This window comes from Fimbriimonas ginsengisoli Gsoil 348 (assembly GCF_000724625.1).
Lineage (GTDB): Bacteria > Armatimonadota > Fimbriimonadia > Fimbriimonadales > Fimbriimonadaceae > Fimbriimonas > Fimbriimonas ginsengisoli.
Genome location: NZ_CP007139.1, coordinates 334,495 through 350,436, shown reverse-complemented (window position 1 = coordinate 350,436; position 15,942 = coordinate 334,495). Strand labels below are relative to the sequence as shown.

General features: G+C 59.8%; 15 protein-coding genes. 8 read left to right on the top strand and 7 right to left on the bottom strand.

Annotation, left to right across the window (positions count from 1 at the left end):
- Positions 1 to 77: 77 nt before the first annotated feature.
- Positions 78 to 2,477, top strand: a complete 2,400-nt coding sequence (locus OP10G_RS01695; RefSeq protein ID WP_144240943.1) for a hypothetical protein — start codon at positions 78 to 80, stop codon at positions 2,475 to 2,477.
- A gap of 199 nt (positions 2,478 to 2,676) precedes the next feature.
- A complete protein-coding gene (locus OP10G_RS01690) occupies positions 2,677 to 3,174 on the top strand; it encodes a DUF488 domain-containing protein (protein ID WP_025227620.1) in 498 nt (165 codons plus the stop codon).
- Between the two features lie 23 nt (positions 3,175 to 3,197).
- Here OP10G_RS01690 and OP10G_RS01685 read toward each other — a convergent pair whose 3' ends face one another.
- On the bottom strand, positions 3,198 to 4,028 hold the full coding sequence (locus OP10G_RS01685; RefSeq protein ID WP_025227621.1) for a phytanoyl-CoA dioxygenase family protein: 831 nt from the start codon (positions 4,026 to 4,028) through the stop codon (positions 3,198 to 3,200).
- 87 nt (positions 4,029 to 4,115) lie between these two features.
- On the opposite strand from OP10G_RS01685, the gene OP10G_RS01680 reads away from it, so the two are divergent.
- The 3 genes from OP10G_RS01680 to OP10G_RS01670 all read left to right on the top strand — a co-directional run bounded on the left by OP10G_RS01680 (position 4,116) and on the right by OP10G_RS01670 (position 5,831).
- Positions 4,116 to 4,703, top strand: coding sequence for a DUF1003 domain-containing protein (locus OP10G_RS01680; protein WP_025227622.1), 588 nt, complete (start codon positions 4,116 to 4,118; stop codon positions 4,701 to 4,703).
- A gap of 55 nt (positions 4,704 to 4,758) precedes the next feature.
- On the top strand, positions 4,759 to 5,379 hold the full coding sequence (locus tag OP10G_RS01675; RefSeq protein WP_025227623.1) for a hypothetical protein: 621 nt from the start codon (positions 4,759 to 4,761) through the stop codon (positions 5,377 to 5,379).
- Positions 5,380 to 5,444: 65 nt separating this feature from the next.
- On the top strand, positions 5,445 to 5,831 hold the full coding sequence (locus OP10G_RS01670) for a hypothetical protein (RefSeq protein WP_025227624.1): 387 nt from the start codon (positions 5,445 to 5,447) through the stop codon (positions 5,829 to 5,831).
- Between the two features lie 469 nt (positions 5,832 to 6,300).
- On the opposite strand, the gene OP10G_RS01665 is transcribed toward OP10G_RS01670, so the two are convergent.
- Positions 6,301 to 6,993, bottom strand: a complete 693-nt coding sequence (locus OP10G_RS01665; protein ID WP_025227625.1) for a winged helix-turn-helix transcriptional regulator — start codon at positions 6,991 to 6,993, stop codon at positions 6,301 to 6,303.
- A gap of 122 nt (positions 6,994 to 7,115) precedes the next feature.
- Between OP10G_RS01665 and OP10G_RS01660 the strand changes: the two genes are divergently transcribed.
- A complete protein-coding gene (locus OP10G_RS01660) occupies positions 7,116 to 7,553 on the top strand; it encodes a GFA family protein (RefSeq protein WP_025227626.1) in 438 nt (145 codons plus the stop codon).
- Between the two features lie 19 nt (positions 7,554 to 7,572).
- Positions 7,573 to 8,385 carry a class I SAM-dependent methyltransferase gene (locus OP10G_RS01655; RefSeq protein ID WP_025227627.1) on the top strand — a complete coding sequence of 271 codons (813 nt, stop codon included), beginning with the start codon at positions 7,573 to 7,575 and terminating at the stop codon, positions 8,383 to 8,385.
- A gap of 90 nt (positions 8,386 to 8,475) precedes the next feature.
- Here the strand turns inward: OP10G_RS01655 and OP10G_RS01650 are convergent, their stop codons facing one another.
- Positions 8,476 to 9,489, bottom strand: a complete 1,014-nt coding sequence (locus tag OP10G_RS01650; protein WP_025227628.1) for a hypothetical protein — start codon at positions 9,487 to 9,489, stop codon at positions 8,476 to 8,478.
- 342 nt (positions 9,490 to 9,831) lie between these two features.
- On the opposite strand from OP10G_RS01650, the gene OP10G_RS01645 reads away from it, so the two are divergent.
- Positions 9,832 to 11,541, top strand: coding sequence for an NAD(P)/FAD-dependent oxidoreductase (locus OP10G_RS01645; protein WP_025227629.1), 1,710 nt, complete (start codon positions 9,832 to 9,834; stop codon positions 11,539 to 11,541).
- Positions 11,542 to 11,549: 8 nt separating this feature from the next.
- On the opposite strand, the gene OP10G_RS23770 is transcribed toward OP10G_RS01645, so the two are convergent.
- The 4 genes from OP10G_RS23770 to OP10G_RS01625 all read right to left on the bottom strand — a co-directional run bounded on the left by OP10G_RS23770 (position 11,550) and on the right by OP10G_RS01625 (position 15,814).
- Positions 11,550 to 13,409 carry a tetratricopeptide repeat-containing sulfotransferase family protein gene (locus OP10G_RS23770; protein ID WP_025227630.1) on the bottom strand — a complete coding sequence of 620 codons (1,860 nt, stop codon included), beginning with the start codon at positions 13,407 to 13,409 and terminating at the stop codon, positions 11,550 to 11,552.
- A gap of 4 nt (positions 13,410 to 13,413) precedes the next feature.
- Positions 13,414 to 13,644: a hypothetical protein gene (locus OP10G_RS26635; RefSeq protein WP_158409110.1), complete on the bottom strand. Its 231-nt coding sequence runs from the start codon at positions 13,642 to 13,644 to the stop codon at positions 13,414 to 13,416.
- 72 nt (positions 13,645 to 13,716) lie between these two features.
- The gene (locus tag OP10G_RS23765) at positions 13,717 to 14,592 is read right to left on the bottom strand and encodes a prepilin-type N-terminal cleavage/methylation domain-containing protein (protein ID WP_025227632.1); all 876 of its coding nucleotides are present in this window, start codon (positions 14,590 to 14,592) and stop codon (positions 13,717 to 13,719) included.
- 4 nt (positions 14,593 to 14,596) lie between these two features.
- The gene (locus tag OP10G_RS01625) at positions 14,597 to 15,814 is read right to left on the bottom strand and encodes a GntR family transcriptional regulator (protein ID WP_084178760.1); all 1,218 of its coding nucleotides are present in this window, start codon (positions 15,812 to 15,814) and stop codon (positions 14,597 to 14,599) included.
- Between the last annotated feature and the right edge of the window lie 128 nt (positions 15,815 to 15,942).

Sequence of the window (15,942 nt, the reverse complement as noted above, 5' to 3'; positions counted from 1 at the left end):
AAAACTCGTTCTTCCATTCGACCCATGACGACTGCATTGATGTTGTTAAATGTCCTATGCGTGGGGACAAATGGTTAGTGGTCACTCTGGCTTGCGCGATCGCCGCCGGGGCGTTCGGCCAGGAAATCAAGGCGCCGATCAAGCGCGGTCAGCGCCCGATCTTGGTCGGTCAACAGCGTGGACTGTCCGTCCGCGACTCCCTCGTGGCGCGACCCAAGGTCGATACGCCGGCCCCGTCTCCTAACGGAAGACCGGGGAAGTTGGACGACACCTCGTTCTCCTCGACCGCCAGCGTCTCATGGCGGTCCGCCGCGCCGGCGGTGGAATTTAAGCTAAATGGCGCGGGGCCGTTTCCAAAGACGGGAACGTTCGAGGTTTATGCTATTGCTCCCGCCCTGACGAATGCGCCCGCCGGGGCCGGGTTGTCATCGGTCAATCAAATCAAGGCGACGCCGCCGGAATTGCTCTACAAGATTCCGATCACGACCGGGCAAGATGGGACGTTTACCGTCAACTTCGGAGCCTTTGCACCCAAGGCGAAAGGCAATGCCTTTGCCCTAATCGGAAAGCCGGCGGGCGCGGCAGTGGATGGAGAATCGTCTTCCGCCGCCAAGCTGGCGGTTGCAAAGATCCAAGCCCTCGGCTATACGCGATATTACGCTCGGGTCGTAAATCCGAAAGGAGCTTCGTCCACCAATGCCTGTATCGAGTACGGCGAAGCCCTTCCGTCCGACGTGAGCTCAAACTTGCGGGTGAAGACCTCCAACAATGCCAATCCTTGGCTCACCACCATCACCAGCACGCTGCCGGTCTATAGCCTTAAGTGGTGGACGCTGGCGCCGGGAGCGTCCTCCGCCGTCTTCCAACTTTCGCAGAAGCCGTTCTCGGACGACCCCCGAACCTGGCGCCTCTCCGGCCTCGGGCATTGCGGCCCCGTCCCGGCCGGATCGTCCGACGGGATCAACCTATTCGGGCTCAGCCTGGCAAATTATCTGGTCGGCGGGCCTCGCGCAAAGGGAGACTATTACCTTCGGGTGGTTCCATTGAAGCCAAACGGCGACTTGGCCGCTCAGCCCTCCAACGAAGTGCTGCTTCACCTGGTGGCCGCCGATGCCACTCCGCTAGCTTCCACCCAACTCGAGATTTGGACAAACTCCGCCTTTACCCACGGTGAAACGGCGGAGAAGCCGATTTGGGGGAGCTCGACCGACCTTAGCTTTCTGGACACCATCACCTTCCGTTGGTCGACGAAGACGAACGTTACGAAGGCGAATGTCCTCGTGCGGCGCATCGACGACTGGAGCAACGACGTTGTCAACGAGAGTACGGTCAATCACCAAGGGCCGTTCGCTCTCGATATCAAGCCTTTGCTCTTGCCCGGCCGATTTTACGAAATCAAGGTAAGCCCCGTCGATTCCGGCGGAAAGCCGGCGGCCGAAGAGGCCAAGGTTTTCATTAACGTGTCCGCGCAGGGTCCGTTGCAGGGTCTGCCTACCCCCAAGCAGCCGCCGACGGCTTCGTTCAACTGCTTTGTGACGGTGGACCACTATGAGCCGCTGAAGCTCGAAGAACCGTACCGCTATGTTTTGGCCCGCGAGCCCAACCAGGGGACGATCGTCGACGACGAGATGTACAAGTTCTTTGCGGCACTGACTAATCATCCGTCGCCACACCAAGGGGACAAGATCTACCTGCCGCCGAAGCCGGACAACGGCAAGTCTTGGTCCGACTACGTTTCGGACGGCGTGAACTTTGTCGCGTCGATCGCCACTTGGGCGGAAGGAGCCGCTTCCTCCTTGAACTCGTATTACGACCAGGTAAAGCAGTCCGCAGCCGAGGGGATCAGTAGCGCCACCGGAATCCCAGTCGAAATCGTGAAGTTCGGAATCGAAATCGCCTGCGATTCGATGGGGGTGCCAAGCAACCCGATGGACTTTGGCGGGATGACTTCGCTCGGGTCGGACTATCTTGCGGGAGAAATTCTAGATGCGACCGGCGCAGGCGATGCCCTTCGGGACCAAGCCTCCGGTCTCATCCAGTCCGGCCTCACGGACATGGCAAAGCAGGGAACCGCTATGAACGATCCAAGCGCGCCCATGATCATCCCCGACCCGGATTTTGCCGCCAAACCGTCGATTATGAGATTGCGAGTGAAGTACGCCTCCAGCGATTCCGGCGCCTACGGGGGTGGGGGACCGGTGACGATCCGAGTCGAGTCTTGGTACTCCGAAGATCAAAACTCCTTAGATCCAAAAAACACGCCTAAGGAGCATGTGGTGCTTTACGAGAGCACCATCGTCTTGCCGAAAATGAAAGCGGGCCAAGTGCTTACCATCCCGGTGGCGCTGCGCCCAACCAAATTGCTGTTGGACGAGCCGGGTCGGTGGTGGAAGGCGTATAACATGTCGAAGGAAACTTGGTTCACGGTTGACGGAACGGTCACCAAGGATCGCCTCTGCTCGAAAGCCTGGCCGTAATCGCCGTTGTCGGCACTTGGTTGTAAACCGTCCTAGACTAATCCAGCGCTTGAATAGGCTCGCCCTGAGACGATCTCTGTTGCGTTACGATCGGGATTTCTAGGCGGTCAGATGCAGAAATCGCGCTTGGACTCTTTTGCGTGGTTCTTGTCTCGCGTCGGAGCTAGGATGCCGAACCGCCTCTGCTACGATCTCAGGAGTGGCGGAGCAACAGATATTCACGATCGGGGTGTATGGAACGACCGAGGCTTTGTTCTTCGAATCGCTCGTATCTCATGGCGTCACGCATTTCGTGGATGTTAGGCGGCGGCGGGGCTTGCGCGGCCATGAGTACGCCTACGGCAACTCGAACGCTCTTCAGGCGCGGCTCGCCACGCTTGGGATCGAGTACGTTCACCGAATCGATCTTTCGCCGACCGATGAGATCCGGACCGCTCAGCTCGTCGTGGATGCGGCGAGCGGAACAAGCCAGAGGGCGAGAGAGCATCTTAGCGACGAATTTGTGGAGCGTTACCGGTCCCAGGTCCTTGCCGGATTCGACGCGAACCGGTTTCTGGGAGAGTTTCCGGAGGATGCGCGGCTGGTTTTGTTTTGCGTCGAGGGTCACCCCGACGCCTGCCACCGCTCGATCCTAGCGACGGAGATAGAGACCCAATCGGGAAGATCTTGGCGCGACATAACCCAAATACCGAACTAGCCGTTGAACCCTAGTCGTAGCCATCAAGGATGCCGCGGTTGGCCCAACAACCGCCGCTGCTGCGGGGTGGCGGCGGTGAGCACCTCGGCAGACCAATATTGCTCCAACTCGATCGGCGGGAACCACTTGCCCATCGTGGAGTGGGCGTAGTGGACTTGCACCATGTACCGTCGCCGCTCGCTGGTATTCATCGCCGCCGCGTGCCAAAGGTCGCTTCGAAAAAGACACACATCTCCCGCTTTCAGCATCACCGCGTGAGGCACCACCCCCTCGTACGAGGTTTCGTTCGTCGGTGGGCGGCCGGCGCGATGTGAGCCGGGGATGATCGTAGTCGGGCCCAGATCGAGGGTCAGGTCGTCGAGATAGTAGTGGGCGGTGGCGAAAAAGATCGGAATCGTGATCCGCGGATCGTGGGTGACGTCCTCGGGTAGCGGGAAGGGAAGAAAGTCGACGTGGAGCGGCATTTGACGTCCTTGCCCGGTGACCCAAAGCGTGCCGCCAATCACCTGAAAGAACTGCCCCATACACCCCTCCAGCACCGCGATCATGTCCGGCGGGTCGATGTATTGCAACATCTCCGGATCGTGCATGTAATCGGATGGCAGGTGCTTGTTAAAGCACCATTTCGCCACCTCGTACTGCTCGTCGGGTCCGCCCGAGCCGTCGATCTTGTCGCGTAGCCTCCGGACTCCGTCCGCGTCGAGCACGCGCGGCAGGATGCAATACCCGTCCCGATGCATCCCTTCGATCGCCGCTTCGACGTGAAATTCGGCCGGATAGGGGAGATTAGGAATCTCGCCCCGGTAAACCGTGTCGCCGATCGACCGCACCTCGTTGTGTCCGTTAGCCCGCATGTAGGGACCCTACCCGTTCTTGGTTCGAGCCCGGAGCGTGGTGAATCTCTTTGATCCACATCGGGCTCAGGGCAGTCTCAGTGATTGATGCCGAACGACACCGATAGCGCTCAAGGTTCGCCCGACTTGACGACCGACGTCTGGAGCTCGTTACGTTTACCGGCAAGCGAGCGGGCCGAGCGGCTGGTCAAGAACGCCAACGACGTTCAGGGGCAGCAGCTAAGCGCGCTCGACCGCCTGGCCGTCGTCATTACCGATCAGGTGGGCACGATGGGTTTCTTCCTCACCATCTTTGCCTGGACCGTTCTTTGGTGCGGCTACAACATCCTCGCATCCCGGGTCCCCAGCCTTCACTGGAAGGCGTTCGACCCGTTTCCGGCGTTCGTTTCCTACCTTTTGATCTGCAATGTGATCCAGATATTGCTGATTCCGCTCATCATGGTTGGTCAAAACTTGCAAGGCCGGCATGCCGAGATCCGGGCGCAGCTCGATTTCGAGATCAACCAAACAGCCGAGAAGGAGGTGACGATGATCCTTCGCCATCTGGAGCACCAAACGGACCTGATCATCCAGCTAATGAAACACCAAAACTGCCAAGTCTCCCCGGAAGTCGTTCGGTCGCTCCGCACCGACCAGCAGCTCACGAAAGAGATCGAGAAAGAGAAGCCAACTTAGGCTGCCCTAAGAACTACTGCCACCGTCGTTTACGTCCTGAAGATGCAGGAGCAACATGAACCTGAGACTCGCAATTGCTTGCATCGGAATCTCGCTTCTCGCCGCCGGCTGCCATCGAGAGCCGAATCAGGCTAAGGCCGTTCCGCAATTGCTCCGATATCGATGGGTCGCCGGCCGCGAACTTCACTACGCGATGACCACCGTAGACCCGAATCAGGGCAAACCGTTCACTTCGGAGCGAGTAATCGATGTCAAAATTGGACCTGTGATCGGAGGGCGCACTACCGCCGAAGTCCGCCTCGGGTGCAAGAACGGAGTGTGTGTTCCGCAGTTCGCGACCATTCCCATCGACAGCATGGGCGCGATGCCGGAAGATGCCCCGAACTGCCAATTCCCAGTTTTCCAGCTACCTCGTGACCCTGTCCTGCCTGGCGCGACATGGTCCAAGCATCAAATAATTGAGAACGGCAGGGTCATCCTGGATTCCCACTTCCAATTCATTGGCCTTCGGCACATCGGCAATCGAACTTTCGCCAAGATCGACGATAGTTTTGTGCTTTCGAGGGGGAGCCGAAAACGCCCCGGCACACGGTCCGTATTGCTTGACTTGTCGGACGGCATGGCTTGGCAGTCGACTGCCAAGAGCGATGCCGAGGTCACCTGGCAGCGACTTTGATCGCGCGGTCGTCACGCAACACAATAGGGAAGAAGCCGGGCATAACGACTGCGCTAAGATTCTGTATGGGGAAAAAATGGCTTAAAAGCGTCTGGCAATCGCAAACGGCTTCCCAAACGACCGGCTATTTCGACCCCAATCCGGACCTTGGCGGCGATGAACACCGCATCGGCCTTCGCGAAGCCTTACTTGAAACCGTCGACGATCGCCTTCGCGACGACCCGGAGACCAAAGCCGCCTACGATCGCCTCATCGCCGAAGGTATTTCCGCATTTGACTCGAAGATGTTCCTCGCGAACTTAGCTTCCCGGGAGATCTGGCATGCCCTTCGCGAGCAGCCAATCCCACGAGAAACGTACCTTCAGTGGCTCAGCCGGCTTCCGGACCTTCCTGGGAGTAGCGCAAATTTTTTTGTCCTTCTCTCGCCGCCTTCCCCGCACCTGAAGCGCTAGTCATCCCGCACGTCTCAAAGGCAGCTCAAGGAGTGGAGAACAAGTAGTACCAAACTCCCCTCCTCCGCGAGGGGAGTCGGTGAGACTCGGCGAGTTGCACGAGCCAAGCCGAACCAGTGGGGAGGGACTAGGCCGTACCTGAGGAGTCCACTTCAACATGGCCTTGGCAATGAACAAAGGCCTCGTCCAGCACGATGTCGATGCGGTTGAGGACGGCCCAGTTGGGGAAGCGAACCACGCCTCAATACTAGCGGACTCTTGGCGCTGATGAACCGGACGTCCCTCTCTCCCGGTTCGCAAGCTCACCGACCTCTCTCGCGGAGGAGAGAGATAGGGCCGCTTAGGGACCCCCAATGGGTCAGGTACACGGGGTCGGGTGGCTCAAGAATTTGGGAGAATGCTTTCCGGACTCCCTCGCCAAGGAGGAGAGCTTGTTACTTTCCATTCCGTCTCTACTGCGGTCATCCGCCTAATGCACCCGCCGATCTATGTCGGCGAAGGTGCTGAGCCGGAGCCAGGACGGGAGCCGGCTGCGCAGCTTGGCCGGACCCGCCAATTGAAGGTCGCCGTTTTGGAGCGCGGTTCCGTAGGAAAGGTCGCCCATCCAGATCGACGTCATCGTGCTCACCTGGGTCGTGACGTGCAGATCAGGCTCGAGGCCCGGGTCTACCAGGCACAGGTCGACCTCCTTTTGATCGAGTATAAGCCACCATCGCCGGCGGCTGATCGGAGCGTCTTGGTACAGAAAATGAACAACAATCCGCTCATCGGTCAACGCCTGGAAATCGATGCGCCGTCGCATGTCCCACATGAGCAGTCCGGGGTCCAATTCGCGGGGCGTCCACTCGCTCCGGATCCACTGCTTGCCCCACTGTCCCAACTGCACCACGATCGGCCCCAATTCCTTGCCCGCCGAAGTCAAACGGTACACATCGTGGCTCCCTTCTCCCTCCGTCCGCTCGATGACGCCCGCTCGTTCCAGCTCCTGTAGCCGCTTCGAAAGCAGGCTTCTCGACATGAGCGGAACCCCGCGATGGATGTCGCTGAACCGCTCACTTCCCATCACCATCTCGCGCACGATAAGCGGCGTCCACCGCTCAGTGAACACTTCGCACGCTTTGGCGACTGGGCAGAACTGCCCATAGCTCGCTCTCCCAGCCATCTTTATTGCGACCTCATTGGTACAGATTTTGAACGGAATTGGCAGCGCTAACGGCGATACGCTTCTAGGTGGCGACCTTTGACCCACTGGGTTAAGCCGCCCTTCACTTAAAAGGAGAGAACATGAGCGTACTTGAGAATAGCTACCAAGGACAGTGCTTTTGCGGCGCCGTCGAATTCGTTGTGACTGGGGAATCGGTTGGCGCGGGATACTGCCACTGCGAGTCGTGCCGGAGCTGGTCTGCGGGGCCGGTAAATGCGTTCACGCTTTGGAGTCCGGAATCGGTAACGATCACGAAGGGTGAAAATCTTATCGGGGTCTACAACAAGACCGAGAGAAGCTCCCGCAAATGGTGCACCGTCTGCGGCGGCCACCTGATGACCGAGCATCCGCTTTGGAGTCTAGTCGACGTTTACGCGGCAAGTATTCCGGACTTCCCATTTACTCCGGGTGTACACGTGAACTACGCGGCCACCGTGCTACCGATGAAAGACGGACTGCCCAAGATGCACGACTTCCCGAAGGAGCTCGGAGGCTCCGGCGAACTTATAGCCGAATAAGGAAAAGATGACGGTACAAATGAATCCGAACAAGGCCCTTTGGGAAAAGGGCGACTTTACTCGAATCGCGGCGACCATGCGGCAGAGCGGCGAGGCGTTCGTAAAGAGTCTCGAGATCACCCCCGACATGCGGGTCCTCGACCTCGGCTGCGGTGATGGTACGACCGCGATCCCGAGCGCCCTACTTGGGGCGCGCGTCCTCGGCGTCGACATCGCCGCCAACTTGGTGGAGGCCGGAAACCGTCGTGCACAGGACTTGGGCTTAACGAACTGCCGATTCCAAGAAGGGGACGCGAGCCAACTGGACGGCTTAAACGATGAATCGTTCGACCTCGTCGTAACGATCTTCGGCGCGATGTTTGCGCCGAAGCCGTTCGAAGTTGCCCGCGAAATGAAGCGCGTGACCCGGCCCGGTGGCCGGATTGTCATGGGGAACTGGATACCAAACGATCCCACGCTGGTGGCGCAGATCTTGAAGATCAGCTCCGCCTACTCGCCGCCCCCGCCGGAGGGGTTCGTCAGCCCGATGACCTGGGGCGTCGAGCGCGAAGTCGTGGAGCGGTTCGCCGTCGCCGGCGTCGCTCGCAGCTCTATCTCGTTCGCGCAGGAACAGTGGGTGTTCGACTATCCCGGCTCGGCGGCGGAGTTCGTGTCGGAGTTCCGGAACTATTACGGCCCGACCATGAACGCCTTCGCCGCCGCCGAAAAAGCCGGCCGAGATGCGGAGTTGGAGCAGGAACTGATAGCCCTCTTCGAGAGCCAGAACCAAGGCGCCAGCCCCCACCACACCACCATCCCGGCCACGTACCTACTCGTCACCGTTAAGATCTGACCCTGCCCGATCTCTCCCCGCAATCCGGGGAGAGACTAGTAGCGTCGGCGCCCTCGCCGATGCTCATCACTTAGAATGTCTTGAATAGGCCTAGGCGTTCGTCCCCGTCTGCGCGCAGTTGCAGAGGGGATAACCCTTGAGCGTGGCGTGGCTAAGGAAGAACCGCCCGTCTTTTTGCACTACGAAGTGGTTGCAACAAGTGCACCCTCGCTTCTCTGCCGAGAGCTCTTCCACATAAATGGTGAACGGCACCGTCGTGTCGATCGCGAAGACGGGGTCCCCACCTGATGCGGGTAGACCAACCGGTTCACCGTGGTCCGGAATGCGGATAGTGCTGCCGAGTGGCTCCATGTTAACCACCCCCGATTCGACGTTATCCTCAGTGTTTAAGAAGGCGAGTAGGCTCTCCCGAGACTCGAGCATGTCGACGATAAGGTTTGCGGTGTCCCTGGCAATGTCGCATTTTTTGTGCTCAATGTCGATATGAAGGGTTCCCGACGCATCCGGATCATCGGGTGACACGCCCTTTGGGCCAGGCATCATGCCAACCGTAGCTCTTGTAAAACAATCTTTGAGACGCGGCTCGCCAGGATTCTTGGGAGGCCAGTAGTGAATGATGAGAACCGAGGTCCCAAGCGCGAATTCGGCGATGAACCCTCCGATAGTCTCGAATTGAGATTGGGCTCTCGTTAATGCGGCGGCGCTGTCGGGATGATCGACGAAGTCAAGGAACTCCATGCCGGAATCGAGTGCCGCCTTTTGAGCAAGGAAAGTATTGAATTGAGCTCTTTTTCGAGGTTCGACTTTACCGGGTTGGATCAGGGCCGTCACCGGCGCCTTGAGATTGAACTCGTACCTGGCTTTGCCGTAGGGCAGTGCTTGACTCCACTCGGTTTGCTTATCCTTAAAGTATTGAACCGGATCGTTTAGCAGTTCGACGAGATCCTCCCATTTACTGCAAAGCAGGATGACCGAGTTCTCGAGCCGTGAGCGCTCACGGTCTGTTGGATGGTTGGGGTCGTCGTAATGAAGTGGCAGAATGGCCGCGAAATGTTCCTTAGGCGATTTGGCGGCAACGATGAGGTTCGGTAGATCTGGCGACATATTCGGCTCCAATGAGTACAAACTGAGCGGTGATAAGTAACCGCTACCTTCCGAATGTAGCGAATTCCTCCCCACTGCGTACGAAATCGGACCCTCAGCTTAAGTTTATCGCCTCAGTTCTGGTAAATCTCTCAGGATCTAAGTCGACGCTCAATGGCTGGTTAGAGAACTCGAAAGACGGAACAGTGAGCCGGCCCGGCTTATCGCATAAGCCTATCGAACCCTCGCAATTGGCGCCACCGAGACGCAGTAACTACTCATAGTAGCTACTGATACTAATTATTGCGACATATCGTCGTTCCACACTCAAAAACGTTTTAAGGGTCGTAAACTCCTATCGGAATGGAGAGTTTGACCACCGATGTAGCGATCATAGGGGGTGGGCCTTCGGGCTCTACTTGCGGCGGATTCTTGAAGAAATACCAGCCGGATAGCAAGGTGCTTATCCTGGAGCGCGAGCAGTTTCCGCGCGACCACATCGGTGAGAGCCAGCTTCCGCTCATCGGGCGCATTCTCGACGAGCTCGGCGTCTGGGACCGTGTCGAGGCGGCCGGCTTCCCGGTGAAGATCGGCGGCACCTACCGCTGGGGCACCACCGACGATCTGTGGGATTTCGACTTCCTCCCATTCGGCCAATTCGACGACGCGCCCCGGCCCGGACGCTACGAAGGACAGCGCAAACGAACCGCATTCCAAGTCGACCGGTCCGCCTACGACAAGATCCTCCTCGACTATGCCGAGGAGCTTGGCTGCGAGGTCCGTCAACGATCGGCCGTTCGAGAGGTCCGCAGGAAAGGCGATCGGGTGGAGGGACTTGTCCTTGCCGACGGAACGGAGATCGAGGCGAAGTGGTATGTCGACGCCACTGGCCACTCCGGATTGTTGCGCCGGGCGATGGACGTCGAGATCGACGAGCCGTCCTCGCTGAAAAACGTCGCCGGCTGGTATTACTGGCGGAACGCCGAGTGGGCGGTCTCGCTCGGCGTGGGCGGAACCCGCATCCAGATCCTCTCGCTGGGTTACGGCTGGATCTGGTTCATCCCGATTAGCCCCGACCGCACCTCCATCGGTTTCGTCTGCCCCGCGGACCATTACAAGAAGTCCGGCCTTTCGATGGAAGAGCTCTATCGGCGCGCCATCGCCGAAGAGCCGCGGCTTCAACGCCTCATTCAGAACGCGACGCGCGAAGATCGATTCACCACGACCAAGGATTGGTCGTTCGTCGCCAATCGGATGGCCGGTCCCAATTGGCTCCTCGTCGGCGAAGCCGCCGGTTTCGCCGACCCGATCCTCTCTGCCGGGATGACGCTCGCGCATGCGGGCGCGCGAGAAGCGGCGTTCCTGATCATGGAGGCGGCGCGCGGAGGGAACGTCCCGTGGATGGCCGAAAATTATGAGCGTCGAAACGAGCGGCGCGTCCGGCAGCACATCCGGTTCGCGGACTACTGGTACAAAGCCAACACCAACTTCACCGATCTGAAGGAATACACGAGCGAGATCGCCCGCGACGCGGGTCTGGAGCTCAGCGGCGACCAAGCGTTCCAGTGGCTCGGTACCGGCGGGTTCATCGAGGAAGATATGGAGGTCGCCGGCCTGGCGCTGATCCGGCTCGACCAACTGCATTCGCTCACCGGCCGATTGTCCGAAGCGCCTGCGACCAGCTCGTTGGATGGATACAGCGTTTTTCTGCCGCACCTGTCGGGCGCGGAGCAGGTGAAGGTCGCCCGCTTCGAAAACGGCGGCGTCAAGGCGATGGTCGCGCTTCGGCGCGATGGTAAGTTCCTCCCTCTCTACGGCCTCTTCGGCCTCATGGTCGACGCTCTCAAGTTTTCTCCGCTCCTGAACGAGGCCTTCGGCTTCGTCCAGCGAACGATGGGAGACGCGTTCAACCACGAGTTGCACGCCCGTCTCACCGAGTGTCTCGACGCAATGATTCGCGAGGGATGGGTAAGGCCGAAGAAGTTCGGCGAGGCGCCCGCCGTGCGACACGAGCTCCCTATGGAGACGGCCGCCATCCACCAGCACACGCCCGACCGGGGCGATGGAGTCTGATTTCCGTTTCACTCGCGCTCCAGTAGCTCGGCAAATTCGCCCAACCAAGGTTCGTAGCGACGCCACCGCTCGACCGACGTTTTGTAGATCGGCTGCCGCGCCTGCCATCGGCTCGGCGTGTTGATCGCGCTCTGGTTTTGGTCGTGGTGGAGGCACGCCTCTTCCCACGGAAGGCCGCAGAACTCGACGATCTGTGGAACGATCTTCCCGGGGTCGGCGATCAGCGCTTCGTAGTCGATCTCCAGCAACCGGTCCTTCGGAAGGGCGCCCCGCCAGTAATCCATTGCCCTCGTATATTCCCGGTAGTAAGACACGACCTGCCGTTTGTCGTAGGCGAAAAGCGGACCTTGGCCGAAGAAGGTGGTCCAGATCGAGAGGCACGTATCGATCGGGTGACGCCGGATGTGCAGGAAGTGCGCGTTCGGCATCGCGGCGTTGATGATCCCGGCGTAGGCGAAATTGAGCGGCATTTTGTCCGTAAAGCGCTCTTCCGGACCGGCTAGCAAACGGGCGTATCGCTCGTACTCTTCCGCCAGCGCGGCGAGCTCTTTCTCGGTGGGAGCGGAATCCCGCACCACCAGGCGACGACCCTCCTCCATCCAAAACCTGAGCTCGCCGCCCGAAGCAACGGACGAATGGCTCGAGACGATCTGGTCCAAAAGGGTCGTCCCCGAGCGGATCATCCCGATGATGAAGATTGGCGCCGCCGCCGAGTCGGTTTGGAGACTACGCGAGCGTATCGACTCGTAAAGACGCTGAACCTCGGCGTGTTCTGCCGCGAACCGCCCTTCGGAAACCGGGCTTCCCGCGTGGTACAAAGTGTGCGCCAAGCGGTTCGCGGCGTCGAAGTGGCCCATCGCCTCCTCGTAGAGCTTGCGCTGCTCTGCGGCTCGGCCAAGCGCGTACCTCAGGTACATCTCGCTCCGGGGACGCAGTTGGCTCGAACCGAGCAGCGACTTCATTCGCTCGACGAAGGCGGTGTCAGAGTCGGAATCCGTAAGCTTCGCCGACAGCATCAGGCCGTAATAGGCGAACGCCGGGTCGGCCCCTTCGCGGATCATGTCGTCGAAGATCTCCTTCGCCTCTCCGAACCTGCCTTGGTTCAGCAGCCAGGTTCCGAATCCGCCCCGGCTCTCTCGCGAGAGCTCCATCGCCCGGCGATGGTGCTTTTCGGCCGCGTCGTCGTTGCGAATCGTCGCGAACATCCCCGCGATCGAGGAGTGGAGCGGAGCGCAGTCCGGAAGGTTCGACAGTCCCTCTCGCAAGCACTCGATCGCCGGCCCGGCCATGCCGAATAGGGAATAGGTGGATGCCAGCACGAGGTAGTTCTCGGGGCTCATCGGCGCCAGCTCGATCGCGTGCCGCAACTGGATGATCGCCTCCCGGTGCCGGTGGGCCATGAGGTAGGACAATGCGAGATTGTGCCGATGTTCGGCCACATCCGGCGAAAGCTCGATGGCGCGAAGTAGCGCCTCGATCGCCAGATCCGGAAGTCGGCCGGAGAGATAGCACGAGCCGAGAACGCCATAGCCTGCCGCGTCCTCCGGCTTAAGTGAGACCGCCTGCTGGGCGTAGGCGATCGATTCGTGCATGCTTCGATGGTTCTTCTTGAGAAGCGCCATCCAGGTCAACGCTTCATGGCACTCGGGATCTTTGGCGAGTAACTCGGTAAAGACTCGCGTCGCCTCCTCCGAGCGCCTCGTTCTTGCCAGACAAGCCCCGTAGAGAAGTAAGAATCCGGGGCTCCCTCGACCTTCTTCCGGGATCTGTTCTAATTCCCGGCTCGCGTCCGCGAACGCCCCTGCGCCGTAAGCGCGGCGGGCGGTCTGCAAGTGCGAGTCGATGTCCGCGCCGATTCGTTGAACCAAGGGGCTATTTGAGGTGGTTCCGCTCTTTAACCACGGCGATCCGTCGCGCCCTCTCTTCCGGAGTAAGTGAGGTGTCGGCTTCGATGTTCTTGATCCGCTCCTGGGGAGTGCCGGAAACGTGCGGATTGCTGCCATCCGCCGGTTTAGGATTCACCGGTACCGAGTCGCCGCACCCCGCTCCGAAGAGTCCGGTCGATATCAGGCCCACCACTAAAAGGATATTGCGTACTTTCAAATTAGATGTCCTATTAAATGAGCCGGGAGCGGCCTTCTTCTCCGGGGAAGAAAGCCGCTCCCGGTGAGCGTTCTAGAACGCGGAGCCGTCGCAAACCACGTCCCAGTTTCGGTACGTCCATCCGCTGCTGGTGAGCGGGTTCTTATCCAGCAACGGGGTCAGCGTCGCGTCCACGTTCTTCACGTTGGGCGGCGTCGCTCCGCTCCCGTAGAACTTGCAGATGCCGATCCAACCGAACTGGCTGTACTTCATCCCCGATTTCTTCGAGTATTTCGAGTGGCCGTCGGCGAAGCCGTAGTTTCCACCGTCGTGGTTTACGGCAGTCGTCGGACCGTCGGTTCCGGTCGGACACCGGTTAGTCGCCGGCTTTCCGATGACGTTCGGGCACGAGCTGTCGTTGAATCCGTTCCACGAAGGAGCGGATTGCGAGACTTTCTGCTTCTGCGACTTCTCGCTCATCAGTACGGTGTTCGCCGGTTCCGGCATCGCGGTCACGGTCTTACCTTCGGCGATGGCGTTCATCGCCGTGCTGCCGCAGTAGGAGGTTGCCTTGCCGTTTCCGTCGAAGCAGCCCCAACCATTGCTTCCGTCTTGGTCGACCGCGACTGGGCAGGCGAAGATGCCGAAGTTCTTCGTGTATGGATAGATTCCCCGGCTCCAGTTGGTCGGCGCGTTAGGGTCCATCGCTCCGTTGACGTAGGTCTCACCGTAGTAGGTGTTGCCCGGGTCGCCGCCACGGTCGTAGGGAAATACGTCGTCGCTGTCGCCGGCGTACATAACGGCGCCCAAGGAGACCTGCTTGTCGTTCGAGAGACAGGAGGTCTTCTTGGCCGCGGCTTTGGCCTGGGCGAAAACAGGGAAGAGGATCGCCGCGAGGATTGCGATGATCGCGATCACGACGAGCAGTTCGATGAGGGTAAAGGCTTTAGAACGGATCTTGGAATTCATGACGTTAAAGGGGCTTCGAGCCCAAATGATCGCCGGAGGGCATAGCAGCCTTCCGAGGGGCGGTCGAGGACCGCACGACAAGCGGTGCCGGTAGCAAAACATGGCGGGGCGTCGCGGACGCCTCGCCGGTAAGACGGTCGAGCAGAAGGTCCGCCGACTGCCGCCCGAAACCTTCAAAATCCTGGCTGGCGGTCGTGAGGTCGTCTATTTGCGCCGATTCCCACCGGGCAAGCCAGTCGAAGCCGACGATGGACATATCCTCGGGAATGCGCACTCCCGCACCCTCCAAAAGCGCCCCGACGGAGTGGGCCAGCACGTCGCAGCCGACGAAGACCGCGGTCGGCCTTTCGGGAAGGGCGAGCACGGCGGCGACTAGCCGCTGGGACCATTCAAGATAGGCGCCGTGGGTCGCGCACCGGGGGGCAAACCTTCCGGCTGGGTGAAGGTGACGCCCTTCGTTTGCAAGAGCGCCGGCGATCAGGCAGACGCCCCGATCCTCGAGGCCTCCCAAGCGCATGGCTCTCCAATATCCTTTGGTCCGCTGATTGGTGACGTCCGTTTCGTCGCTTTCCATCAGACAAGCGATTCTCTGGTGCCCAAGCTCGATCAAGTGCTCGACGCATTGCCGAGCCGCCGCCAGATTGCTCGAGCCGACGTAGTCGGCATCCACTCCTTCAGGAGGCGGGGAGTCTACAAAGACGAGAGGTTTTCCCGCGCGCAGAAGAGTTTTGGCCGCTTCGGCGTTTTTTCCCGCGGCATCCCGCTGAATAATCGCGCCTGCCGCCCCCTCGTTTTCGAGCAAGTCGATAAGGAACTGGCGCTCGTCGGAAGGTACATGGCCGCCGTAGAAACGGGTTGGCTCACGAACGATCATCCGGTATGGCGTACCCTTGAGCCCGAGCGAGACGCCGCGCATGAACATGAGCGAAGCGTGGTCCGAGATCGGGTGGCTAACCCACACGTAGACGTCGAGCCCTTCCGACCCCGATGACCGGTCGCCCAGCATGCCGATAACCGGCCGGGAGTGCGGACGGCGGGTCAACTCGCCGGTGGAGACGAGGACGTCGATCGCCAGCCGAATCGTACCACGGCTAACCCCCAGCGTCTCGGCCAACCGATGCTCGGAGTCGAGCGTATCCCCCGCTCGAAGCCGTCCTTCCCGGATCCAAGCGCGAAGCCCCTCCGCCGTCGTTCCGACCATTGGGCGTGAACGATTAGACATTCCCACTCCGCACAAACCCGCACCGGATTACGACAGCCACGTTGATACTGTACAACGAGGCAAACAATTTGAGAAGAGAGAAGGACGACTCTCATTTAATAATGGACAATCGCCACCAATCGCTGGAC